Source organism: Cereibacter sp. Soil_C_27 (genome assembly GCF_057657095.1).
The window spans coordinates 40,763-62,480 of record NZ_JBDGJD010000005.1 but is presented as its reverse complement, the minus strand read 5'-3'; the positions used below and the strand labels follow the sequence as shown (position 1 = coordinate 62,480).

Sequence of the window (21,718 nt, the reverse complement as noted above, 5' to 3'; positions counted from 1 at the left end):
ACGTTCATTCCGCCGCGTCGAGATAGCTTTCCAACGGCGGGCAGATGCAGATCAGGTTGCGGTCGCCATAGGCATTGTCGACCCGCCCCACCGGCGGCCAATACTTGTCGACCCGGAACGCCCCCGGGGGGAAGCAGCCCTGCTCGCGCGGATAGCTGCGGTCCCACTCGGCCACCAGATCCTCGACCGTATGCGGTGCATGGCGCAGCGGGCTCGCCTCGGCGGTGATCTCGCCCGCCTCCACCGCCCGGATCTCCTCGCGGATCGCCAGCAGCGCGGTGATGAACCGGTCGATCTCGGCCTTCGTCTCGCTTTCGGTCGGCTCCACCATCAGCGTGCCAGCCACCGGCCAGCTCATCGTCGGCGCGTGGAACCCGTTGTCGATCAGCCGCTTGGCGATATCGTCCACCGTCACGCCCGCCTCGGCGAAGGGCCGGGTGTCGAGGATGCACTCATGCGCCACCCGCCCCCGGTTGCCCATGAAGAGCACATCGTAAGACCCGCGCAGCCGCGCCGCGATGTAGTTGGCATTGAGGATCGCCACCCGTGTCGCCTGCGTCAGCCCCGCCCCGCCCATCATCAGGCAATAGGCCCAGGAGATCAGCAGGATCGAGGCCGAGCCATAGGGCGCCGCCGAAACCGGCCCTTCCTCGCCCCCCGTCTCCGGATGCCCCGGCAGATAGGGCGCCAGATGCGCCTTCACCCCGATCGGCCCCATGCCCGGACCGCCGCCGCCATGCGGGATGGCGAAGGTCTTGTGCAGGTTCAGGTGGCTCACATCGCCGCCGATCTTGCCGGGCTGCACCAGCCCGACCATGGCGTTCATGTTGGCCCCGTCGATATAGACCTGCCCGCCGTACTGGTGGGTGATCGCGCAGACCTCGGTCACCGTCTCCTCGAAGACGCCATGCGTCGAGGGATAGGTGATCATGCAGGCCGCCAGCCGGTTGCCCGCTGCCTCGGCCTTGGCGCGGAAATCGTCGAGATCGACATCGCCGTTCGGCGCCGACTTGACCACCACCACCTTCATCCCCGCCATCTGCGCCGAGGCCGGGTTCGTGCCATGCGCCGAAACCGGGATCAGGCAGATGTCGCGGTGATCGCCATTCGCCCGGTGATAGGCCTGGATAGTCAGGAGCCCCGCATATTCGCCCTGCGCGCCGGAGTTCGGCTGCATCGACATCGCGTCATAGCCGGTGATCTCGCAGAGCCGCGCGGAGAGATCGCCGATCGCCTCGTGATAACCCGCCGCCTGATCCGCGGGCGCGAAGGGGTGCAGCGTACCGAACTCGGGCCAGGTGATCGGCATCATCTCGGCAGCGGCGTTCAGCTTCATCGTGCAGGAGCCCAGCGGGATCATCGCGCGGTCCAGCGCGAGGTCGCGGTCCGACAGGCGGCGCATGTAGCGCATCATCTCGGACTCGGCCCGGTTCATCTGGAAGACCGGATGGGTCAGATAGTCGCTCTGGCGCAGCTGCGTCTCGGGGAAGCCGAGCCCCACTGTCGCCGCCGCCGCCTCGTGGATGCCGAAGGCGTCCAGCACCCGGGCGATCACATCGGCGTTGGTGGTCTCGTCCAGCGAGATTCCCACCCGGTCGCGACCCACCTTGCGCAGGTTGATGCCGCGATGCCGGGCCGCGGCCAGAATCCCCGCCTGCCCCACGCCCACCTCGACGGTGATCGTGTCGAAGAACGCCTCGGGCTCCACCCGTGCGCCCGCGTCGCGCAGCGCCTGCGCCAGACGGACGGTATTGAAATGCACCCGCTCCGCAATGGCGCGCAGCCCCTTCGGCCCGTGGAACACGGCATAGAAGCTCGCCATCACCGCCAGCAGCGCCTGCGCCGTGCAGACGTTGGAGGTCGCCTTCTCGCGCCGGATATGCTGCTCGCGGGTCTGCAGCGCCAGCCGGTAGGCCTTGTTGCCGCGCGAGTCGATCGACACGCCGACGATCCGCCCGGGCATCGAGCGCTTCAGCTCGTCGCGGCAGGACATGAAGGCGGCATGCGGCCCGCCATAGCCCATCGGCACCCCGAAGCGCTGCGACGAGCCGATGGCGATATCCGCCCCCATCGCACCGGGCTCCTTCAAGAGGCACAGCGCCAGAAGGTCGGTCGCCACCACGGCAATCGCCTTGGCCTCGTGCAGCGCGGCGATCTCCGCGGTGAAGTCGCGCACATGGCCATGCGTGCCGGGATACTGGAAGATCGCGCCGAAGACCTCGGCGGCCACCATCTCGGCCGGATCGCCCACCACCACCGCGATGCCCAGCGGCTCGGCGCGGGTGCGGATCACGGCAATGGTCTGCGGATGGCAGTCCTGATCGATGAAGAAGGCCTTGGCCTTCGACTTGGCCGACCGCTCGGCCATGGTCATCGCCTCCGCCGCCGCCGTCGCCTCGTCCAGAAGCGAGGCATTGGCCACCGGCAGGCCGGTGAGATCGGCCACCATGGTCTGGTAGTTCAGCAGCGCCTCGAGCCTGCCTTGGGCGATTTCGGGCTGGTAGGGCGTGTAGGCCGTATACCACGCCGGGTTTTCCAGGATGTTGCGCTGGATCGCCGGCGGCGTCACCGTGCCGTAATAGCCCTGCCCGATCAGCGAGGCCATCACCCGGTTCTTCGCCGCCACGGCGCGCATCTTCGCCAGCAGCTCATGCTCGGCCAGCGGCTCCCAGATCAGCGGGTCCTTCTGCCGGATCGTGTCGGGCACGGTCTGGCCGATCAGCTCGTCGAGCGAGCCCACCCCCACGACGCGCAGCATCTCGTCCATCTCGGAGGGCGAGGGCCCGATGTGGCGGCGATTGGCGAAATCGTAGGCGTTGTAGTCTGTGGGGGTGTAGGTCACGTCGTTCATCCTATCCGAAGAGGCTCAGGCCGCAGCCACGGCCTCGATCTCGAGAAACCAGCGGTCATCGACCAGCCCGGCGATCACCGTGCTCAGCGCCATGTGCTTGCCCGCCAGCATCTCGGCGCGGACCACGCGATTGGCGGGCACGAGGCTGGCGTCGGCCAGGAAGACCGTCACCTTCACCAGATTGTCGACCGTCATGCCGCCGGCGCGCAGCTGGGCAAAGAGGTTGGCCCAGCACTGCCGCGCCTGATCCTCGAAGCTCTCGGGCAGATTGCCCTCGCGGTCCGCGGGGATCTGGCCGCTGATGAACAGGATGCGTGCCGGGCCCGGCACGACCATGGCCTGTGCGTATCCGTTCGCCGCCGGAGCGTCCGGGGCGTTGATCTCGTGAATGTTCATGATGTCACCCTATGAGGTCTTGGTACTCGTCTTCGTCCATGAAGTCGTCCAGCACGCCCAGATCGTCGACCTTGATCTTGAAGAACCAGGCGGCGGTCGGATCGTCGTTCACCAGACCGGGCCTGTCGACCAGCTTCTCGTTCACCGCGACAATCTCGCCATCCACCGGGGCGAGGATGTCGGAGGCGGCCTTCACGCTTTCGATCACCGCCACCTCGTCACCCTCGGCGACCATGGTCTCGACTTCCGGCAGTTCGACGAACACCACATCGCCCAGCTGCTCGGCCGCATGTTCGGTGATGCCGACGACGACCAGATCGCCCTCGACGCGCAGCCATTCGTGTTCCTTGGTGTATTTCATCGCCATCGTCCTTAGCGTTTGTAGGTGGAGTGTCGGAAGGGAAGCGGGCAGACGGTCACGGGCAACCGCTTGCCGCGCACCTCGCCCAGAAGCATCTCGCCGGGCTTGGCATGCGAGGCGGCGACATAGCCCATGGCGATCGGCGCGCCAACCGAGGGGCCGAAACCGCCGGAGGTGACGGTGCCGATGGGCGTGCCGTCGCTGGCGAAAAGCTCGGTGCCCTCGCGCATCGGCGCACGGCCCTCGGGCAGCAGCCCGACACGCAGACGTTCGGGGCCCTCGTCCAGTTCCTTCAGGATGCGCAGATCGCCGGGGAAATTGGCCTCGCGCGGCCCGCCGCTCCGCCGCACCTTCTGGATCGCCCAATCGAGCCCGGCCTCAACCGGCGAGGTCGTGGTGTCGATGTCATGACCATAAAGGCAGAGCCCCGCCTCCAGCCGCAGCGAGTCGCGCGCGCCAAGACCGATGGCCGCCACCTCGGGCATCGCCAGCAGCGCCTCGGCAAAGCCGGTCAGCACCGTCTCGGGCACCGAGATCTCGAACCCGTCCTCGCCGGTATAGCCCGAGCGCGAGATCCACAGCTCCGCGCCCTCATATTCCGCCGAGATCACGTCCATGAAGCGCATCGCCGCCACCCCGGGCACCAGCCGCGCAAGTGCCGTCTCGGCCTTGGGGCCCTGCAACGCCAGCAGGCCGCGGTCCTGCAGGCTGACAAGCTCGCAGACATCCGACAGATAGTCGCGCAGATGCGCGGTGTCGGCGGCAACGCAGGCCGCGTTCACCACGACGAAGAGATCCTCGGCGCGATGGGCGAACATCAGATCGTCCAGAATGCCGCCGGTGTCGTTGGTCAGAAGCCCGTAGCGCTGGCGGCCCTGCTTCAGCCCCAGCACATCGACCGGCATCAGCGTCTCGAAGGCGAGGCAGAGCACCTCCATGCCATGCGTCGGGCGCAGCAGGATCTGGCCCATGTGGCTGACGTCGAAGAGCCCGGCCTCGGCGCGGGTGTGAAGGTGCTCCTTCATCACGCCCATCGGGTATTGCACCGGCATTTCGTAGCCGGCGAAGGGCACCATCTTGGCGCCCTGAGAAACATGCAGATCGTGCAGCGCCAGCCGCTTCAGCCCCGTGTCAAGATCGCTCACGCCGCCCCTCCTGTATGGCGCCGGCCCAATGCGCGGCACCGCCCGGACAGGCCACGGCCTGTCCCACGATGCCCCCTCTGTCCCTTGCGCCTGAGATCGTTATCCCGTCGGCGGGCGCGCATGGCGCCACTCTCCAGAGTTCCTGTGTCAGAACGGTCCCTTGCGCCTGAGAGTTTACCGGGGCGGTTGCTCCTTCGGCACCGGCGCGGTTTCCCGCCCCGGATTCTCCCGAACTGACGCGACCACCTAGCCCGCGCCACAAGCGCAAGGCAAGCCCAAATCGAAAGACGACGCATCGTCGGGAAAAGGCGACATGCGGCTGCGGCAAAAGCGACCACGCCGCCCGGAATGCACGCAAAAGGGGAGACCTCACGGCCTCCCCTCATGTCCATCCAGATCTCCCAACGTCAGCCCTTGGCGCGCACGGTCTGCAACAGCGGCATCACATCGGCCATCTCCGGCCCGTGCGCCTGGCCCGTCAGCGCCTTGCGCAGCGGCATGAACAGCCCCTTGCCCTTGCGCCCCGTCGCCTCCTTCACCGCCGCGGTCCACTCGCCCCAGGTCGCCTGGGTATAGGGCCCTTCCGGCAGCAGGGTCATGGCCTGCGCGATGAACTCGGCATCCTCCGGCTCGATCATCGGCTCGGCCCCGTCGCGGAACAGCACCCACCAGGCGCCGAGATCGTCCAGCACGGTGATGTTGTCCTTGGCCACCCGCCAGAAGCCCTCGGCCAGATCGTCCGGCACGCCGAGCGCGCGGATGCGGTCCGCGACTTGGGAGAAAGGCATCGCCTGCACCACATGCCGCGTCAGCGGGAACAGGTCTTCGGCGTCGAACTTGGTCGGTGCCGCGCCGAAGCTCGACACATCGAAGCCCGCGATCAGCTCGTCGTGGCTCGACGCCACCTCGACCGGCTTCGACGACCCGAGCCGCGCCATCAGCGACAGCAGCGCCAGCGGCTCCACCCCCCGCGCGCGCAGGTCGCGCAGGCTGAGCGTGCCGAGCCGCTTCGACAGCGCCTCGCCCTGCGGCCCGGTGAGCAGCGAGTGGTGCGCGAAGGCGGGCGGCGTGCCGCCCATCGCCTGCATGATCTGGATCTGCGTCGCGGTGTTGGTCACATGGTCCGCCCCCCGCACGATCGAGGTCACGCCCATGTCGATATCGTCCACCGAGGAGGCGAAGGTATACAGCACCTGCCCGTCGGCCCGGATCAGTACCGGGTCCGACACCGAGGCCGCATCGATCGAGATCGGGCCGAGGATGCCGTCCTCCCACTCGATCCGCTCCTGCACCAGCTCGAAGCGCCAGTAGCCGCCGCGCTCCTTGCGCAACTCGGCCTTCTCCGCCTCGGTCAGCCGCAGCGCCGCGCGGTCATAGACCGGCGGCTTGCCCATGTTCAGCTGCTTCTTGCGCTTCAGGTCCAGCTCGACCGGGCTCTCGAAACATTCGTAGAACCGCCCGGCGCCACGCAGCTGATCCGCCGCCTCGGCATAGCGGTCGAGCCGCGCCGACTGCCGCTCCACCCGGTCCCAGGTCAGGCCGAGCCATTCGAGATCTTCCATGATCCCGTCGGAATATTCCTGCTTCGAGCGTTCCTGATCGGTATCGTCCAGCCGCAGGATGAAAGTGCCGCCGTTCTTTCGGGCGATCATCCAGTTCATCAGTGCGGTGCGCAGATTGCCCACATGGATATATCCGGTGGGGGACGGGGCGAAACGGGTTACGGTGGTCATGGCGTTCTCCTGATCGCCTTTGCTGTCTCACAGCATGCGCAAATTGTCCATATCGCGGGGAGCCCGCCTGCGGCCCCTTCCCTGCGGCCCCGGTCCTGCTATCCTTAGCGCATGACACCGCATGACGCGCTCGCGCCCGACCTCGCCCTGATCGAAGACCTCGCGCGGGAAACGGTCCGCGCGCTGCCGGAGCCGTATCGCGTCGCCGCCGCCGCGATCCTCCTGCGGGTGGAGGAGTTTCCCTCCGACGAGATCCTGACCTCGATGGAGATCGACGACCCGTTCGAACTGACCGGCCTCTACGAGGGCGTGCCGATGACCGAGAAATCAGTGATGGACCAGCCGCTGCAGCCCGATGTCATCTGGCTGTTCCGCCGCCCGATCCTCGACGAATGGGTGGATCGGGGCAATGTCAGCATCGGCGATCTGGTCAGCCATGTGATGGTCCACGAGCTCGCGCATCACTTCGGCTGGTCCGACGACGACATCGCCGCCATCGACCCTTGGTGGGAATAATTCAGCCCGCCTCGGCCGCTCGGAACCACGCGACGATGGCCGCGCGCTCCGGCGGCTCCATGTAGCTCAGGTTGGCGGGCGGCATGGCATGGGTGATCCCGGCCTGCATGTAGATCCGCCGCGCCTCATGCGCGATCTGCTCCGGCGTTTCCAGATGCACGCCCTTGGGCGCCCAGTGCATCCCCTCCCAGCCCGGCTCGGCGGCGTGGCACATCGAGCAGCGTCCCTGCACGATGCCCGTCACCTCCTCGAACCCCGGCGCTTCGGCAAAGCGCAGCGCCTCGCCCTGCAGCGCCGCCTGCTGTTGTGCCTGCATCGGCACAGAGGACAGCCAGGCAATCACGAGGAAAATCACCACCGTCACCGCCCATGTCCAATGCGGGTTGCCCTTGCGCGCATGCTTGGTGTTGAACCAGTGCCGGATCGTCACCCCCATCAGGAAGACGAGGCTGGCGATCAGCCAGTTGTAGTCGGTGGCGAAGATCAGCGGGTAGTGGTTCGACAGCATCAGGAAGATGACCGGCAGCGTCAGGTAGTTGTTGTGCAGGCTGCGCTGCTTTGCGATCTGGCCATAGCGCGCGTCCGGTGTCCGGCCCGCCTTCAGATCGGCCACCACGACGCGCTGGTTCGGCATGATGGTCAGGAAGACGTTGCCGCTCATGATCGTCGCGGTGAAGGCCCCCAGATGCAGCAGCGCCGCCCGGCCCGAGAAGACCTGCGTATAGCCCCAGGCCATCGCCACGAGGAGCAGGTAGAGCAGCACCATTAGCCCCGTCGTGCTCTTCCCCAGCGGAGAGCGGCAGAGCGCGTCATAGGCCACCCAGCCGAAGGCCAGAGAGCCGAGCGAGATCGCCACCGCCTGCCAGACCGCCAGATCGGCCACGTTCGGATCGACGAGGTAGAGCTCCGCCCCCATGTAATAGACCAGCACCAGCATCGAGAAGCCGGTGAGCCATGTGGCGTAGCTCTCCCATTTGAACCAGGTCAGATGCTCGGGCAGGAACTCCGGCGCGACCAGGTACTTGTTGATGTGATAGAAGCCGCCGCCATGCACCTGCCATTCCTCGCCGTAAGCGAGCTTCGGCAGGCTCGGCGTCTGGCGCAGGCCAAGGTCGAGCGCGATGAAATAGAAGGACGACCCGATCCAGGCGATGGCGGTGATCACATGGGCCCAGCGGGCGGCGATCTGCACCCACTCCCACAGCACGGCGTAATCGTACATCAGGCGATCCTCTCTGCGGCCCGCTGCGGGCATCTGCCGATTTCTTGCCCAAGGACGCGGCAAGATCAACCGCAGCCGGGGATTTCGCAGCGGAATGCCCGGCTTGTGGGTGGCGCGGTCACAAGACGGTCACGGACTTTCGTCTGAAAGCTGCGGCGGAGACGTGAAATTGACGCCGATCCGGCCTAGAGTGACCGGGTGAGAAGGAGATGCCGATGAAAGAGCCATCCGTGAATGTGCTGGGCGGCACGTTGCAACCCTGTTCAACCAATCCGCTGACCGGGTTCTTCCGCAACGGCTGCTGCGACACCGGCCCCGCCGATCACGGCCAGCACACGGTCTGTGCCCTGATGACGGCCGAGTTTCTCGCCTTCTCGAAATACCTCGGCAACGATCTCAGCACCCCGCATCCGGAATTCGGCTTCAAGGGGCTGAAGCCCGGCGATCAATGGTGCCTCTGCGCCGGGCGCTTCCTGCAGGCGCATGAGGAAGGTGCGGCACCTCAGGTCCGGCTGGCGGCGACCCATGCGCGAGCGCTGGAGGTGGTGCCGCTGGACGTGCTCAAGACCTACGCCAGCGACCCGGTCTGACGGCTGCGGGACGTGCAGCCAAGGCCGGGGACGACCCGCCCCCGGCCGTGCAAGATCAGATCTTCATGTCGAAGCCCAGGTGCTTCGCCACGGTGAAGATGTCCTTGTCGCCCCGACCGCACATGTTCATCACGATGATATGGTCCTTGGGCAGAGTCGGCGCGATCTTCATCACATGGGCCAGCGCGTGGCTCGGCTCCAGCGCCGGGATGATCCCTTCCAGCGCACAGCAGAGCTGGAACGCTTCTAGCGCCTCCACGTCAGTGATGCTGACGTATTCCGCCCGCCCGATGTCATGCAGCCAGGCATGCTCCGGCCCGATCCCCGGGTAGTCGAGCCCTGCCGAGATCGAGAAGCCCTCGAGGATCTGCCCGTCCTCGTCCTGCAGCAGATAGGTGCGGTTGCCATGCAGCACGCCCGGCCGACCGCCGGTCAGCGAGGCGCAGTGCTGCATCCGGTCGTCTACACCCTTGCCGCCGGCCTCGACGCCGATGATCCGCACCGAAGGATCGTCGAGGAAGGGGTAGAACAGCCCCATCGCGTTCGACCCGCCGCCGATCGCCGCGATCACCGTGTCCGGCAGGCGGCCCTCGCCCTCCTGCTCGGCCAGCTGCCAGCGCACCTCCTTGCCGATGATCGACTGGAAGTCGCGCACCATCGCCGGATAGGGATGCGGCCCCGCCACCGTGCCGATGCAATAGAAGGTATCGCGCACATTGGTCACCCAGTCGCGCAGCGCGTCGTTCATCGCGTCCTTCAGCGTGCCGCGACCCGAGGTCACCGGCACCACCTCGGCGCCCAGGAGCCGCATGCGGAACACGTTCGGCGCCTGACGCTCCACGTCATGCGCGCCCATGTAGACCACGCATTTCAGGCCGAACTTGGCGCAGACCGTGGCTGTCGCCACGCCATGCTGGCCCGCGCCGGTCTCGGCGATGATCCGCGTCTTGCCCATGCGGCGGGCGAGGATGATCTGGCCCAGAACGTTGTTGATCTTGTGCGCGCCAGTGTGGTTCAGCTCGTCGCGCTTCAGGTAGATCTTGGCGCCACCCAGATGCTGCGTGAGCCGGTCGGCGTAATACAACGGCGAGGGGCGGCCGACGTAGTGCTTCCACAGATCGTCCATTTCGGCCCAGAACTCCGGGTCGGTCTTGGCGAATTCGTAGCGTTCTTCCAGATCGAGGATCAGCGGCATCAGCGTCTCGGACACGAAACGCCCGCCGAAGATGCCGAAGCGGCCCTGCTCGTCGGGGCCGGTCATGTAGCTGTTGATGCCGTCATCGGCCATGGCGCTCACTCCTCTGGTGCAAGCGTCCGTTTATATCCGATATGCGAGGCGGTAAAGCCGAGCCTCTCGTAGAAGCGATGCGCCCGCCCGCGGCTCTTGTGCGTGGTGAGCTGGATCACCCCCGCCCCGGCCATGCGCGCCCGCGCCTCGGCGTCGGCCATCAGCGCGGCACCAAGCCCCTGCGAGCGTAGATCGGCGGCGACGCGCACCGCCTCCACCACCGCCCGCGTCATGCCGCCCAGCGACAGGCCCGGCTGGATCGCCAGCTGATAGGTCGCCACCACGCGCCCTTCCGCCTCCCCGACGATGAGCTGCATGTCGGACGCGGCGATGCGCTCGAAGGCGGCGAGATAGGTGTCCATCGATGCCGTCTCGCGCGCGGCGCCGAGCTTGTCATCGGCCAGAAGCGCCACGATCGCCGCCACATCCTCGCGCTCCGCGGCACGGAAGCGGATCATCGGGCGGCTTTCAGGAAGGCCGCGATCCGGGCGTGATCCTTCACCCCCGGCGCCGATTCCACGCCCGAGGACACATCGACCTGCCGCGCCCCGGTCAGTCGCACCGCCTCGGCGATGTTGCCAGCTGTCAACCCGCCCGCCAGCATCCAGGGCCGCAGCCAGTGCCGCCCCGAGATCAGCCGCCAGTCGAAGGCGAGCCCGTTGCCGCCGGGCAGATCGGCGCCCTTCGGCGGCTTCGCGTCGATCAGGATCTGATCCGCCGCCAGCGAATATTCCAGAATCGCCGGCAGATCGCTCTCATCCGCCACGCCGAGAGCCTTCATCACCGGCAGGCCATAGCGGGCACGCACCTCGGCCACCCGCTCCGGGCTCTCGTGGCCATGCAGCTGCAGCATGTCGAGCGGCATCGCCTCGACGATCTCGTCGAGCGTCGCGTCATCGGCATCGACGGTCAGCGCCACCTTCGCGAGCCCGACCGGCGCCTCCAGCGCCAGGGCACGCGCCTCCGGCACGGAAAGATGCCGGGGCGACTTCGCGAAGAAGACGAACCCGGCATAGGCGGCCCCCGAGGCGGCGACCGCTGCGACATCCGCCCCGGTCCGCAGTCCGCAGACCTTGACGCGGATATCTGCCATGTATCAGCTGGCCTTCTGGGTCAGGATCGCCAGAACGTCGTCCTTCGGCGGTTGCTTCACATTGGCCCGAAGGCTGCTGACCTCACGCTGCAGGGTCTTGACCTCCTTTGTGCGGGCGCGGACGGCGGCGCGATGCTTGTGCTCGCGGAACCACTCGATCACGAAGCCGATCAGCAGACCAGCGACGATCCCGCCGTAGATCACGATGAACAGCGGCAGTTCGATGGCATAGTTGAACCCGACCAGCGCGCCGAGTTCCGTCGACATCAACTGCACCATCACCGGCTCACGGTTGGCAAGGGCCACCGTCAGCAGGCAGAGCGCCAGCACCACGAGAAAGAGAATACGCAACCAACGGATCATGGGGACCTGCTCACCAAAAAGAGGGGCGTCGCCGCTTCACTTGCCGTTCAGACGGTCGCGCAGCAGCTTGCCGGTTTTGAAGAAGGGAACCTTCTTGTCTTCAACTTCTACAGCTTCACCCGTCCTCGGGTTCCGCCCCACTCTGGCATCGCGTGCCTTGACCGAGAATGCGCCGAATCCGCGCAGCTCGACCCGGTCACCCTTGGCCAGCGCCTCGATGATCTCCTCAAACACCGTGTTCACGATGCGCTCGACGTGGCGCTGCGTGAGATGCGGGTTCTCGTCGGCGATTTTCTGGATCAGTTCCGAACGGATCATCCGAAGTGTCCCCCCTGGCGGTCGACCTGGCAGAGGCCGCCGCGTTTTATTGTCCCGGTGACTATAGGCAAAAAAACGGGCGGCACAAATAGGAAAACCCCGCCTTATTGGGCACTTCGCCCGTGATCGGCGGTCAAATGCAAAAGGCCCCGCCGGTGAGCGGGGCCTTCCAGACGTCCCGGAGGGGACGATCAGTTGCGATCGATGCCTTTGAGCGCGGCGCCGAGGATGTCGCCCAGCGAGGCGCCCGAATCGGAGGAGCCGAACTGTTCCACGGCTTCCTTCTCTTCGGCGATCTCGCGCGCCTTGATCGACAGGCCCAGACGACGGGTCTTGCTGTCGACGTTGGTCACGCGGGCGTCGACCTTGTCACCGACCTGGAAGCGCTCGGGGCGCTGGTCGGCACGGTCGCGCGACAGGTCCGAACGGCGGATGAACGACTTCATGCCGTTGTATTCCACCTCGATGCCGCCCTCTTCGATCGCAGTCACCGTGCTGGTGATGATCGAGCCGCGCTTCACGCCATCCACCGCATCGGTGAAGGTGTCGTCGCCCAGAGCCTTGATCGACAGCGAGATACGCTCCTTGTCGATGTCCACTTCGGTGACGGCCGCTTTCACGGTGTCGCCCTTTCGGTAGTTCTGGATGGCGTCCTCGCCGCGCTGGTCCCAGGACAGGTCCGAAAGGTGGACCATGCCGTCGATGTCGTTCTCGAGGCCGACGAACAGACCGAATTCTGTGATGTTCTTGACTTCGCCCTCGATGGCCGAACCGACCGGGTTGTTCTCGGCGAACACTTCCCACGGGTTGCGCATGGTCTGCTTGAGACCGAGCGACACGCGACGCTTGGCGCTGTCGATTTCCAGCACCATGACGTCCACTTCCTGCGAGGTCGAGACGATCTTGCCGGGGTGCACGTTCTTCTTGGTCCAGCTCATTTCCGAGACGTGGACCAGACCTTCGACACCGGCTTCCAGCTCGACGAATGCGCCGTAGTCGGTGATGTTGGTCACGCGGCCCTTGTGGACCGAGCTGATCGGATAGGCTTTTTCCACCGCATCCCACGGATCGGACTGCAGCTGCTTCATGCCGAGGCTGATGCGGTGCGTGTCCTTGTTGATCTTGATGACCTGGACCTTCACGGTCTCGCCGATCGACAGGATCTCGGACGGGTGGTTGACGCGGCGCCAGGCCATGTCGGTGACGTGCAGCAGGCCGTCGACGCCACCGAGGTCAACGAACGCACCGTATTCGGTGATGTTCTTGACCACGCCATCCACGGTCTGACCTTCGGTCAGGTTCGAGATGACCTCGGCGCGCTGTTCGGCGCGGCTTTCTTCGAGGATCGCGCGACGCGAGACAACGATGTTGCCGCGACGACGGTCCATCTTCAGGATCTGGAACGGCTGCTTCATGCCCATGAGCGGGCCGGCATCGCGCACCGGACGGACGTCGACCTGCGAACCCGGCAGGAAGGCGACAGCGCCGCCGAGGTCGACGGTGAAGCCGCCCTTGACCCGGCCGAAGATCGCGCCGTCGACGCGGGTCTCGTTGGCATAGGCCTTTTCCAGACGGTCCCAGGCTTCTTCGCGCTTGGCCTTGTCGCGGCTGATGACAGCCTCGCCCCGGGCGTTCTCGACGCGGTCGAGGTAGACTTCAACCTCGTCACCGACCGCGATTTCCACCGCGCCGCTGAGGTCTGCAAATTCCTTGAGATCGACGCGGCCTTCCATCTTGTAGCCGACGTCGATGATGGCCTGGCCCGCTTCGACAGCGATGACCCGACCTTTGACAACCGACCCCTCCTGGGGGGTGTCAATCTCGAGGCTCTCGTTCAGGAGGGCTTCGAATTCTTCCATGGAAGCTTTAGCGCACATGCAGTTCTGATCCTTTTCACGTATTTTTACTGGCCTTGCGGTTGGCTCCGCCGGTCTTTCGCTTGCGTCATCTGGGTCGCGCCCCGGAAAACAACAAGGGCCGAGGATTACTCCCGACCCTGTGCCTGCCGTGTTTTTATGGCCTCGATCGCCTTGTTGACTGCGGCGTCTATAGTCAGTTCCGTCGTGTCAAGCAAGAGTGCATCATCGGCGGGCTTCAGCGGCGCCACCTTGCGTTCGCGGTCGCGCTTGTCGCGTTCGGTCAGCTCGGCCAGCACGTCGGCCTCCTTCAGGGCCGGGTCCTTCTGCACCAGCTCCAGCCAGCGGCGATGCGCCCTCACCGTGTCGCTGGCGGTGACATAGAGCTTCACCTCCGCTTCGGGGCAGATCACCGTGCCGATGTCGCGCCCGTCCAGCACCGCGCCGCCCTCCATCCGGGCGAAGCGCTTCTGGAAGGCGATCAGCTCGGCCCGCACCTTGGGCATCGCCGCGACCTTCGAGGCGAGCTGGCCCACCTTGGCGGTGCGCAGCCCGTCGCGCCGCAGGTCGTGCCCGCTCAGCGCCCGCGCGGCATCCGCCGCCTCCATCCCGTCCAGCACCTTGCGGGCCACCGCGCGATAGAGCAGCCCGGTGTCGAGCAGTTCGAAGCCGAAATACGCCGCCACCGCCCGGGCGATGGTGCCCTTGCCCGCCGCCGCCGGTCCGTCGATCGCCACGGTAAAGATCATCGCTCCTGCCTTCTTTCCTGTCCAAATATCCTCGGGGGGAACCGGCGCAGCCGGCGTGGGGGGCAGACAGCCCCCCTGCCCCGCCCCGGCCTAGAGATCCGACACATCCGCCCCGAGCCGCGCCATCAGGGGCAGGAAGGCCGGGAAGGAAGTGGCGATGGGCGAGCCGTCGTCGACCGACACCGGCTTCTGCGCCGCCATCCCCAGCACCAGAAAGCTCATAGCGATGCGGTGGTCGATATGGGTCTTGCAGGTCGCCCCGCCCGGCACGCCGCCAGCACCCATACCATGGACGATCAGCGTGTCCTCGTCCTCCTCGACCCGCACGCCGCAGGCCTCAAGGCCGCGGGCCATCGCGTCGATCCGGTCGCTTTCCTTCACCCGGAGCTCCTTCACCCCGCGCATCACCGTGCGGCCCTCGGCACAGGCGGCGACGACCGAGAGGATCGGGTATTCGTCGATCATCGACGGCGCGCGCTCGGGCGGCACCTCGATGCCCTGCAGCGGCCCGAAGCGCACGCGCAGGTCGGCCACCGGCTCGCCACCCTCCTCGCGCGGGTTCTCGAAGGCGATGTCGGCGCCCATCTCGACCAGCGTGAGGTAGAGCCCGTTCCGCGTCAGGTTCTGGCTGACCCCCGGCACGAAGATCTCCGAGCCCTCGACCACCAACGCCGCGCAGACCGGGAAGGCCGCCGAGGAGGGGTCGCGCGGCACGGCCACGGTCTGCGCCTTCAGCTCCGGCTGGCCGGTCAGGGTGATGACCCGGCCCTCGGCGCTGTCCTCGACCGTCAGCTCGGCGCCGAAACCCACCAGCATCCGCTCCGAATGGTCCCGCGTCGCCTCGCGCTCGATCACCACGGTCTGTCCGGGCGCGTTCAGCCCGGCCAGCAGCACCGCCGATTTGACCTGCGCCGAGGCGACGGGCGTCGCATAGCGCACCGGCACCGGGCTAGCGGCCCCCACCACGGTCATCGGCAGCCGGCCGCCCTTGCGCCCGTAGGCCTTGGCGCCGAACAGCGCCAGCGGATCGGTGACGCGGCCCATCGGGCGCTTGCGCAGGCTGGCGTCGCCGGTGAAGGTCGCGGTGATCGGCGAGGTCGCCATGCAGCCCATGATCAGCCGCACCCCGGTGCCGGAGTTGCCGCAGTCGATCACCTCCGCCGGTTCGGCAAAGCCACCGACACCCACGCCATGCACCGACCAGCTGCCCTGCCCGTGGTGGATCACCTCGGCCCCGAAGGCGCGCATCGCCTTGGCGGTGTCGAGCACGTCCTGCCCTTCCAGAAGCCCGGAGATCTTCGTCTCGCCGACCGCCAGCGCGCCGAGGATCAGCGCGCGGTGGCTGATCGACTTGTCGCCCGGCACTTCGGCGCGCCCCGTCAGCGGGCCAGCGCGGCGGGCAGTCATCGGTTGGGCTTGGCCGTGGCCGGACATGGGTCATTCCTCGCAATTCCGTCGCGGCTGGCTTAGCGAAACCGCCCGCTCCGGTCCAGCGCGATCAGCCGGCTCGGGTGAAGGTCACGTAATGCGGCGCCCGCCCCTCGCGCAGCGCCTTCTGTTCGTAACGGGTGGAATACCAGTCGGGCCAGGCCTCGGGGCCTTCCGAGACCAGCGTGAAGCCGGCCTGCGGCACCTCTTCCAGCGTCTGGCGGATGTAGTCGGGGATGTCGCTCGCCACGCGGAACTCGGCCCCCGGTTTCATCGCCCGGGCCAGGGGCACCAGATGCTCCTGCGTCACGAAGCGGCGGCGGTGGTGGCGCGTCTTGGGCCAGGGATCGGGGTAGTTGAGGAAGGCGCGGCTCAGGCTCGCCGCGGGCAGCACGTCGAAAAGGTCGCGCACATCGCCCGGATGCACCGCGAGGTTCCCCACCCCCGCCGCGCGGATCTTGCCCAGAAGCATCGCCACGCCGTTGATATAGGGCTCGCAGCCGATCAGCCCGATGTCCGGGTTGGTTGCCGCCATATGCACCATATGCTCGCCGCCGCCGAAGCCGATCTCCAGCCAGACCGGGCGGTCGTCGCCGAACAGCGCCGCAAGGTCGAGCGGCTGGCGCTCGGGGTTCTCCTCGCGGGTGATGCCGCGCGGGCGAAGCGCCTCGAGGTCCTCGTTCAGATAGCCTTTCTGGCTGGGCCGCAGCGTCTTGCCGAAGCGGCGGCCATAGAAGTTGCGCCATTCCGGGGCGGCGGGCGGCAGATCGGGATCGTCGGTCATGGCGCACTTTCGCTGATGAAGCGTCCGGGCCTAGCCAAAGCGCCGCAAAGCGTCAAGCCGTCGCCCCGGATGGATGCGATCAACCGCGACCTGCGGGCCGATTTACCTCTTCGGCGCGAGCTGGTCACCGCTGCATGAGGTCGCGATGAGATCCGCCGCGCCGCGCATGAAGCGCCGCTGGGTCGCCGCGCCCTGCGGCGGCCTTCCGACGATGTGCGGAGCGGTGACATAAGGCGAGGCGAGGGCTGCCCGCCGCCCTCGTCTCCGGCTGCACCAGAGATTTTCTGTCAAACATAAAAATGCGCCGTTTCGGACCCGCTTCGGGAACCGAGAAATTATTGCTAACTTATCAGCGATTTAACTAGTGACTATCCCATATCAACCCGGCTGCTATGCGATAACAACCCGCGGTTTTTGCTTAGCCCGGCCCCCTGCCCCATGTTCCCAGCATCAACCTGGAGGACCAATGTCCATGCAATTCGATCTGAAGAAAACCGGAGTCGCTGCCCTCGTCTCCCTCTCGATGATGGCCGCCGCCGCCGCCCCCGCGAACGCCCTCGGCAAGCGCGAGAAGGACTTCCTGACCGGCGTCGCCGCCACCGTCGCCGTGGGGGCGCTGATCAACCATGCCCGCAACCAGCAGCCGCAGCGCCGGGTGATCCAGCAGCAGCCGCAGTATTACGCGCCGCAGCCGCAATACTACGTGCAGCAGCCGAAGCCGGTCTATGCCCGCACCGCGCCCGTCGCCTACGAGCCGCGTTACCGCGCGCCGAGCATCTATTCGGTGCCCGCCGCGACCACCTTCAACGAATACAGCCCGCAGATGCGCCGCGAGATCCAGCTCGAGCTGGCGCGCTACGGCTACTACTCGGGCGCCATCGACGGCACCTGGGGTCCCAACACTTACCGCGCCGTTCAGGCCTATGCCCGCGATAGCGGCAAGGCGACCTCGCTGAACTCGGTCCGCGGGTCCTATGGCCTCTATGACGCCCTCGCCGGCTGAGGCCCAAGCCATTTCAAGCAGATATTTTTGAGGCAGATCTTTCTACAGCGAAGCCCCGGAGTTTGCTCCGGGGCTTCATTATTTTCGGTAGTATCGGCAGGGATCACACAGCCTTTTTCAGCTGCTCCGTCAGATCCGTGCGCTCCCACGAGAAACCGCCATCCGCTTCGGCGGCGCGGCCGAAATGGCCATAGGCCGAGGTGCGGGCGTAGATCGGACGGTTGAGGTTGAGATGCTCGCGGATGCCGCGCGGCGTCAGATCCATGCATTCGGCCACGGCCTTCTCGATCGCCGAGGCATCCACCTCGCCGGTGCCATGCGTGTCGACATAGATCGACAGCGGCTTGGCCACGCCGATGGCGTAGGAGACCTGCAGCGTGCAGCGGTCGGCCAGACCCGCCGCCACCACGTTCTTGGCGAGGTAGCGCGCGGCATAGGCCGCCGAACGGTCCACCTTGGTCGGGTCCTTGCCGGAGAAGGCCCCGCCGCCGTGCGGTGCCGCGCCGCCGTAGGTGTCGACGATGATCTTGCGGCCCGTCAGCCCCGCATCGCCATCCGGCCCGCCGATCACGAAGGTCCCCGTGGGGTTCACCCACCACTCCGTCGCATCGGTCAGCCAGCCCTCGGGCAGCACTTCGCGGATGTAGGGCTCCACGATGGCGCGGATGTCGGCGCTGGTCTGGCCCTCGTCGGAATGCTGGGTCGAGAGCACGATTGAGGTGACCTCGACCGGCTTGCCATTCACGTAGCGCAGCGAGAGCTGCGACTTGGCGTCGGGCCGCAGCGTCGTCTCCTGCCCGGATTTGCGCACCTCGGCCAGACGGCGCAGGATAGCGTGGGAATAGAGGATCGGTGCCGGCATCAGCTCGGCGGTCTCGCGGCAGGCATAGCCGAACATGATGCCCTGATCGCCCGCGCCGTCACGGTCGACGCCCTGGGCGATATGGGCGGACTGCTTGTGCAGGTAGTTCTGCACCTCGATGTCGCGCCAGTGGAAGTGTTCCTGCTCGTAGCCGATATCCTTCACGCAGTCGCGCACGATACCGTCCACCCGACCCATGAACGTGTTCAGCTTTTCCGGATCGGACAGACCGACCTCGCCACCGACGACAACGCGGTTGGTCGTGGCGAAGGTTTCGCAGGCGACGCGGGCATTGGGTTCTTCGGTCAGCAAGGCATCGAGAATGGCGTCCGACACCCGATCGCAAAGCTTGTCGGGATGCCCCTCCGAGACGGACTCGGACGTGAAGACATAGTTGTTGCGTGACATTGGGAAGTGCTCCGTTGGGTTACCCCCGCCACGCCAGGAAGCCGTTGTGACGGTTCGATCCTTCGCGGCTACACCCGCCCTTGGGGGCGGGTCAAGCTCAGCGCGGCCTTCGCGCCAGCAACAGCCCCAGCGCGAGCCCCGCGAGCAACAGCAAAACCGGGAATTCTCCGAATGTTGCGAAGGGGGTAGCGGTTAATGACCCCGGAAGTGCGACATCTTTGTAACCCGCCACTCCAAGCGGCAGCTCGTCCAAGATCCGGCCCTTCGCGTCGACCAGCGCCGAGACGCCGGTATTGGCCACCCGGACCAGCGGCAGCCCCTGCTCGATGGCGCGCAGCCGGGCCTGCGCCAGATGCTGATAGGGCCCGGTCAGCGTGCCGAACCACGCGTCGTTGGTGATCTGCAAGATCCAGCCCGCCCGCTCCGGCGCCGCGCGCAGATCCTGCGGAAAGACCGCCTCGTAACAGATCAGCGGCAGCACCTTGCCCAAGGCGCCGAGGTCGAGCACCGCCGCCCCCGGCCCCTCGGAATAGCCGTTGCCCTGCTGGGCGGCAAAGGCCGTGATGCCGAAGAGCCGGTCCATCGTGTCGCCGAAGGGGATGTATTCCCCGAAGGGCACAAGATGGTGCTTGTCATAGACCGCCTGCACCCCCGCGTCGGCCGCCACAACCACCAGCGAGTTCCAGAACTTCCAGCCCTCGCCGCGCTGGATGCCCGCCAGCACCGGCACGCCCTGCGCCGCCGCGGCCATCTCGATCAGCGCGCCTTCGGCCTCTTCCAGCAGGTAGGGCACCGCTGTCTCGGGCCAGATCACCGCATCGGGGCGCGGCTCGGCGGCGGTATAGGCCAGCTGGCGGTCGAAGAGCATCCGCGCCATGCCCGGCTGCCATTTCGTCGCCTGATCGGCATTCGGCTGCACCAGCCGCAGCGTCAGCCCCGGCGCCTGCGGCTCGGGCTGCTGCAGCCGCCACCAGCCGAATCCTGCCGCCGTCACGAGGATCATCGCCCCCGCCACCGCCCCCTTCCAGCGGAAGGCCACCGGCAGCGCCACCGCCAGCGTGGTCATCAGCGTCAGCCCGGAAGGCCCGATCAGGCTTGCGACCTGCGCGGGCCAGCTGCCGATCCAGACATGCCCGACCAGCGCCCAGGAAAAGCCGGTCAGCACATAGCCCCGCGCCAGCTCCACCCCGGCCAGTGCCGTGGCGAAGGCAAGGCTGCGGCGGGCATGGCCCACCGGCAGGGCCGAGAGAAACCCCGCGAACGCCCAGAACAGCCCCATGCCGAAGGCCATCAGCACCACGGCGAAGGGCGCCATCCAGCCGTCGCGGGCGGCATCGATCAGGAAGGGCTCGAAGATCCAGCTCAGGGCCAGCGCGAAATAGCCCGCACCGCCGAACCAGCCGACCAGCGCCGCGCTCCGGCGATTGGGCTCGCCCGCCAGCAGCAGCGTCAGCGCCGCCAGCGCCGCCAGCGTCAGCGGCCAGAAGCCGAGCGGCGCCTGACCCGAGGCCATTACCGCGCCAAGGCCGAAGGCCGCGCCGAGCCGCGAACGCAGGCTCCAAGGAGAAGCGAGTGAGATCATGCGGCTGTCCTGCGGCTGCCCGCTCTGCGGGGGGCGTCGTGCCGCTCGTGCCTCTTGCGCCACGGGCCGTCAAGGCCGGAGCGATCAGGCCCGCGTGAACTGCGCGGCCCGCGCCACAGATGCGGCGCGGGGAAGGTCTGGCGGGGCGCCGGGGGCCCTGCCGCGGCAGCGCCGCCCGAGGGGGCTCGATGCCCCCGAGGGCGGCTCCCCCGCCCGGGTCAGGCGCCTTCGACGGCCTTGGCGATCAGCGCCACCGGCGCCTGTGCCGCGCCCGGCAGACGGACGCGCAGCCGCTTGATTCGGCGGGGATCGGCATCCATCACCTCGAACTCGGCGCCGCTCTCATGCGGCACGATCTCGCCGCGCACCGGCACCCGGCCGATCCGCAGGAAGACCAGACCGCCCAGCGTGTCGATCTCCTCGTCCTCCTCGTCGCGGCGCAGCCTGAGGCCGATGTCGGCCTCGAACTCCTCCAGCGGCGCGCGGGACTGAACGATGTAGACCCCCGGCTTCTCCAGCGACCAGAGCGCGCCCTCGGCCTCGTCATGCTCGTCCTCGATCTCGCCGATCACCGTTTCGATCAGGTCCTCGATCGTCACCAGCCCGTCGACCCCGCCGTATTCGTCGATCACCAGCGCCATATGCACCCGCTCGCGCTGCATCTTCTGCAACAGCACGCCGATCGGCATCGAGGGCGGGGCATAGAGCATCGGCCGCAGCAGCTTGCGCAGGCTGAACCGCCCGCTCGCGCCGTTGAAGCCGTGCTGCAGCGCCAGATCCTTCAGGAGCACCAGCCCCTGCGGATGATCGAGCGTGCCCTTGTAGACCGGCAGGCGCGAGAAGCCGTGTTCGCGGAAGACCTCCACCAGCTCGTCCTTGCCGATGTCGATCGGCACGGCCGCGATCTCGACCTTGGGGATCGCCACATCGTCCACACGCAGGCGGCGCAGGTTGGCGATGCCGGGAAGGGTGAGGCTATGAGCCAGCGTCAGCGCCGTGGATTGCGTCGAGCCCACGTCATTCGCGGGCTCGTTCGGGCTGAAGGCACTGAGGATGCGGCCCAAGATACCGCGCTGCCCGGATTCTGGGGGGTGGTCTTCGTCACTCGGTCCCTGCGCGCCCTGCGCTGCGAGAGACCCGTCGTTGCTACTGCCCATCGGTCCTTTTCCA

Annotated in this window: 21 protein-coding genes and 3 riboswitches; of the genes, 3 read left to right on the top strand and 18 right to left on the bottom strand. The window is 67.0% G+C overall.

Annotated features, from left to right (window positions below; all coding sequences use genetic code 11):
- Positions 1-4: 4 nt before the first annotated feature.
- The 5 genes from gcvP to gltX all read right to left on the bottom strand — a co-directional run bounded on the left by gcvP (position 5) and on the right by gltX (position 6,486).
- Entirely contained in the window at positions 5-2,842 is a 2,838-nt protein-coding gene (gene gcvP, locus AC3A5Z_RS17700; RefSeq protein ID WP_487520642.1) for an aminomethyl-transferring glycine dehydrogenase, read from the bottom strand.
- A gap of 24 nt (positions 2,843-2,866) precedes the next feature.
- Positions 2,867-3,247: a RidA family protein gene (locus tag AC3A5Z_RS17695; RefSeq protein WP_487520641.1), complete on the bottom strand. Its 381-nt coding sequence runs from the start codon at positions 3,245-3,247 to the stop codon at positions 2,867-2,869.
- A 4-nt stretch (positions 3,248-3,251) separates the two neighbouring features.
- A complete protein-coding gene (gcvH, locus tag AC3A5Z_RS17690) occupies positions 3,252-3,608 on the bottom strand; it encodes a glycine cleavage system protein GcvH (RefSeq protein WP_487520640.1) in 357 nt (118 codons plus the stop codon).
- A gap of 11 nt (positions 3,609-3,619) precedes the next feature.
- Positions 3,620-4,753, bottom strand: a complete 1,134-nt coding sequence (gcvT, locus tag AC3A5Z_RS17685; protein WP_487520639.1) for a glycine cleavage system aminomethyltransferase GcvT — start codon at positions 4,751-4,753, stop codon at positions 3,620-3,622.
- A gap of 75 nt (positions 4,754-4,828) precedes the next feature.
- Positions 4,829-4,892, bottom strand: a riboswitch (glycine riboswitch).
- Positions 4,893-4,896: 4 nt separating this feature from the next.
- Positions 4,897-4,994: riboswitch (glycine riboswitch) on the bottom strand.
- A gap of 166 nt (positions 4,995-5,160) precedes the next feature.
- A complete protein-coding gene (gene gltX / locus AC3A5Z_RS17680) occupies positions 5,161-6,486 on the bottom strand; it encodes a glutamate--tRNA ligase (protein WP_487520638.1) in 1,326 nt (441 codons plus the stop codon).
- A gap of 111 nt (positions 6,487-6,597) precedes the next feature.
- Between gltX and AC3A5Z_RS17675 the strand changes: the two genes are divergently transcribed.
- On the top strand, positions 6,598-7,002 hold the full coding sequence (locus AC3A5Z_RS17675; RefSeq protein ID WP_136791308.1) for a metallopeptidase family protein: 405 nt from the start codon (positions 6,598-6,600) through the stop codon (positions 7,000-7,002).
- Between the two features lies 1 nt (position 7,003).
- Here AC3A5Z_RS17675 and AC3A5Z_RS17670 read toward each other — a convergent pair whose 3' ends face one another.
- Positions 7,004-8,224, bottom strand: coding sequence for a urate hydroxylase PuuD (locus tag AC3A5Z_RS17670; RefSeq protein ID WP_487520637.1), 1,221 nt, complete (start codon positions 8,222-8,224; stop codon positions 7,004-7,006).
- A 215-nt stretch (positions 8,225-8,439) separates the two neighbouring features.
- On the opposite strand from AC3A5Z_RS17670, the gene AC3A5Z_RS17665 reads away from it, so the two are divergent.
- A complete protein-coding gene (locus tag AC3A5Z_RS17665) occupies positions 8,440-8,814 on the top strand; it encodes a DUF2237 family protein (RefSeq protein ID WP_487520636.1) in 375 nt (124 codons plus the stop codon).
- Positions 8,815-8,869: 55 nt separating this feature from the next.
- Here the strand turns inward: AC3A5Z_RS17665 and trpB are convergent, their stop codons facing one another.
- The 9 genes from trpB to trmB all read right to left on the bottom strand — a co-directional run bounded on the left by trpB (position 8,870) and on the right by trmB (position 16,693).
- Complete coding sequence (gene trpB / locus AC3A5Z_RS17660; protein WP_487520635.1) at positions 8,870-10,102, bottom strand: tryptophan synthase subunit beta; 1,233 nt, start codon at positions 10,100-10,102, stop codon at positions 8,870-8,872.
- 5 nt (positions 10,103-10,107) lie between these two features.
- Positions 10,108-10,560: an N-acetyltransferase family protein gene (locus tag AC3A5Z_RS17655; RefSeq protein ID WP_487520634.1), complete on the bottom strand. Its 453-nt coding sequence runs from the start codon at positions 10,558-10,560 to the stop codon at positions 10,108-10,110.
- Positions 10,557-11,195, bottom strand: a complete 639-nt coding sequence (locus AC3A5Z_RS17650; protein ID WP_487520633.1) for a phosphoribosylanthranilate isomerase — start codon at positions 11,193-11,195, stop codon at positions 10,557-10,559. The genes AC3A5Z_RS17655 and AC3A5Z_RS17650 overlap by 4 nt, the downstream gene beginning before the upstream one ends.
- A gap of 3 nt (positions 11,196-11,198) precedes the next feature.
- Positions 11,199-11,558 carry a LapA family protein gene (locus AC3A5Z_RS17645; protein WP_487520632.1) on the bottom strand — a complete coding sequence of 120 codons (360 nt, stop codon included), beginning with the start codon at positions 11,556-11,558 and terminating at the stop codon, positions 11,199-11,201.
- 36 nt (positions 11,559-11,594) lie between these two features.
- Positions 11,595-11,876 (bottom strand): integration host factor subunit beta, encoded by a 282-nt coding sequence (ihfB, locus tag AC3A5Z_RS17640; RefSeq protein ID WP_107664524.1) that lies wholly within the window; start codon positions 11,874-11,876, stop codon positions 11,595-11,597.
- 191 nt (positions 11,877-12,067) lie between these two features.
- Positions 12,068-13,777, bottom strand: coding sequence for a 30S ribosomal protein S1 (gene rpsA / locus AC3A5Z_RS17635; RefSeq protein WP_487520967.1), 1,710 nt, complete (start codon positions 13,775-13,777; stop codon positions 12,068-12,070).
- An 83-nt stretch (positions 13,778-13,860) separates the two neighbouring features.
- Positions 13,861-14,481 (bottom strand): (d)CMP kinase, encoded by a 621-nt coding sequence (locus tag AC3A5Z_RS17630; RefSeq protein WP_487520631.1) that lies wholly within the window; start codon positions 14,479-14,481, stop codon positions 13,861-13,863.
- A 90-nt stretch (positions 14,482-14,571) separates the two neighbouring features.
- Positions 14,572-15,915: a 3-phosphoshikimate 1-carboxyvinyltransferase gene (aroA, locus tag AC3A5Z_RS17625; RefSeq protein ID WP_487520630.1), complete on the bottom strand. Its 1,344-nt coding sequence runs from the start codon at positions 15,913-15,915 to the stop codon at positions 14,572-14,574.
- Positions 15,916-15,979: 64 nt separating this feature from the next.
- On the bottom strand, positions 15,980-16,693 hold the full coding sequence (gene trmB / locus AC3A5Z_RS17620; protein ID WP_487520629.1) for a tRNA (guanine(46)-N(7))-methyltransferase TrmB: 714 nt from the start codon (positions 16,691-16,693) through the stop codon (positions 15,980-15,982).
- Between the two features lie 472 nt (positions 16,694-17,165).
- Here trmB and AC3A5Z_RS17615 point away from each other — a divergent pair, with 472 nt between their 5' ends.
- Entirely contained in the window at positions 17,166-17,696 is a 531-nt protein-coding gene (locus tag AC3A5Z_RS17615) for a peptidoglycan-binding protein (protein ID WP_487520628.1), read from the top strand.
- Positions 17,697-17,799: 103 nt separating this feature from the next.
- Here the strand turns inward: AC3A5Z_RS17615 and metK are convergent, their stop codons facing one another.
- The 3 genes from metK to AC3A5Z_RS17600 form a co-directional block, all read right to left on the bottom strand.
- Positions 17,800-18,966, bottom strand: coding sequence for a methionine adenosyltransferase (gene metK / locus AC3A5Z_RS17610; protein WP_487520627.1), 1,167 nt, complete (start codon positions 18,964-18,966; stop codon positions 17,800-17,802).
- A gap of 7 nt (positions 18,967-18,973) precedes the next feature.
- Positions 18,974-19,022: riboswitch (SAM-SAH riboswitch) on the bottom strand.
- Between the two features lie 41 nt (positions 19,023-19,063).
- Positions 19,064-20,548, bottom strand: coding sequence for an apolipoprotein N-acyltransferase (gene lnt, locus AC3A5Z_RS17605; RefSeq protein WP_487520626.1), 1,485 nt, complete (start codon positions 20,546-20,548; stop codon positions 19,064-19,066).
- A gap of 218 nt (positions 20,549-20,766) precedes the next feature.
- Positions 20,767-21,705 carry a hemolysin family protein gene (locus AC3A5Z_RS17600; RefSeq protein ID WP_487520625.1) on the bottom strand — a complete coding sequence of 313 codons (939 nt, stop codon included), beginning with the start codon at positions 21,703-21,705 and terminating at the stop codon, positions 20,767-20,769.
- Positions 21,706-21,718: the final 13 nt, after the last annotated feature.

Excerpts from the sequence above, each read along its gene's own strand:
- AC3A5Z_RS17695 (WP_487520641.1), bottom strand. The coding sequence starts at position 3,247 with ATGAACATTCACGAGATCAACGCCCCGGACGCTCCGGCGGCGAACGGA.
- gcvH (WP_487520640.1), bottom strand. The coding sequence starts at position 3,608 with ATGAAATACACCAAGGAACACGAATGGCTGCGCGTCGAGGGCGATCTG.
- gltX (WP_487520638.1), bottom strand. The coding sequence starts at position 6,486 with ATGACCACCGTAACCCGTTTCGCCCCGTCCCCCACCGGATATATCCAT.
- AC3A5Z_RS17675 (WP_136791308.1), top strand. The coding sequence starts at position 6,598 with ATGACACCGCATGACGCGCTCGCGCCCGACCTCGCCCTGATCGAAGAC.
- AC3A5Z_RS17670 (WP_487520637.1), bottom strand. The coding sequence starts at position 8,224 with ATGTACGATTACGCCGTGCTGTGGGAGTGGGTGCAGATCGCCGCCCGC.
- AC3A5Z_RS17665 (WP_487520636.1), top strand. The coding sequence starts at position 8,440 with ATGAAAGAGCCATCCGTGAATGTGCTGGGCGGCACGTTGCAACCCTGT.
- trpB (WP_487520635.1), bottom strand. The coding sequence starts at position 10,102 with ATGGCCGATGACGGCATCAACAGCTACATGACCGGCCCCGACGAGCAG.
- AC3A5Z_RS17655 (WP_487520634.1), bottom strand. The coding sequence starts at position 10,560 with ATGATCCGCTTCCGTGCCGCGGAGCGCGAGGATGTGGCGGCGATCGTG.
- AC3A5Z_RS17650 (WP_487520633.1), bottom strand. The coding sequence starts at position 11,195 with ATGGCAGATATCCGCGTCAAGGTCTGCGGACTGCGGACCGGGGCGGAT.
- AC3A5Z_RS17645 (WP_487520632.1), bottom strand. The coding sequence starts at position 11,558 with ATGATCCGTTGGTTGCGTATTCTCTTTCTCGTGGTGCTGGCGCTCTGC.
- ihfB (WP_107664524.1), bottom strand. The coding sequence starts at position 11,876 with ATGATCCGTTCGGAACTGATCCAGAAAATCGCCGACGAGAACCCGCAT.
- AC3A5Z_RS17630 (WP_487520631.1), bottom strand. The coding sequence starts at position 14,481 with ATGATCTTTACCGTGGCGATCGACGGACCGGCGGCGGCGGGCAAGGGC.
- aroA (WP_487520630.1), bottom strand. The coding sequence starts at position 15,915 with ATGTCCGGCCACGGCCAAGCCCAACCGATGACTGCCCGCCGCGCTGGC.
- trmB (WP_487520629.1), bottom strand. The coding sequence starts at position 16,693 with ATGACCGACGATCCCGATCTGCCGCCCGCCGCCCCGGAATGGCGCAAC.
- AC3A5Z_RS17615 (WP_487520628.1), top strand. The coding sequence starts at position 17,166 with ATGCAATTCGATCTGAAGAAAACCGGAGTCGCTGCCCTCGTCTCCCTC.
- metK (WP_487520627.1), bottom strand. The coding sequence starts at position 18,966 with ATGTCACGCAACAACTATGTCTTCACGTCCGAGTCCGTCTCGGAGGGG.
- lnt (WP_487520626.1), bottom strand. The coding sequence starts at position 20,548 with ATGATCTCACTCGCTTCTCCTTGGAGCCTGCGTTCGCGGCTCGGCGCG.
- AC3A5Z_RS17600 (WP_487520625.1), bottom strand. The coding sequence starts at position 21,705 with ATGGGCAGTAGCAACGACGGGTCTCTCGCAGCGCAGGGCGCGCAGGGA.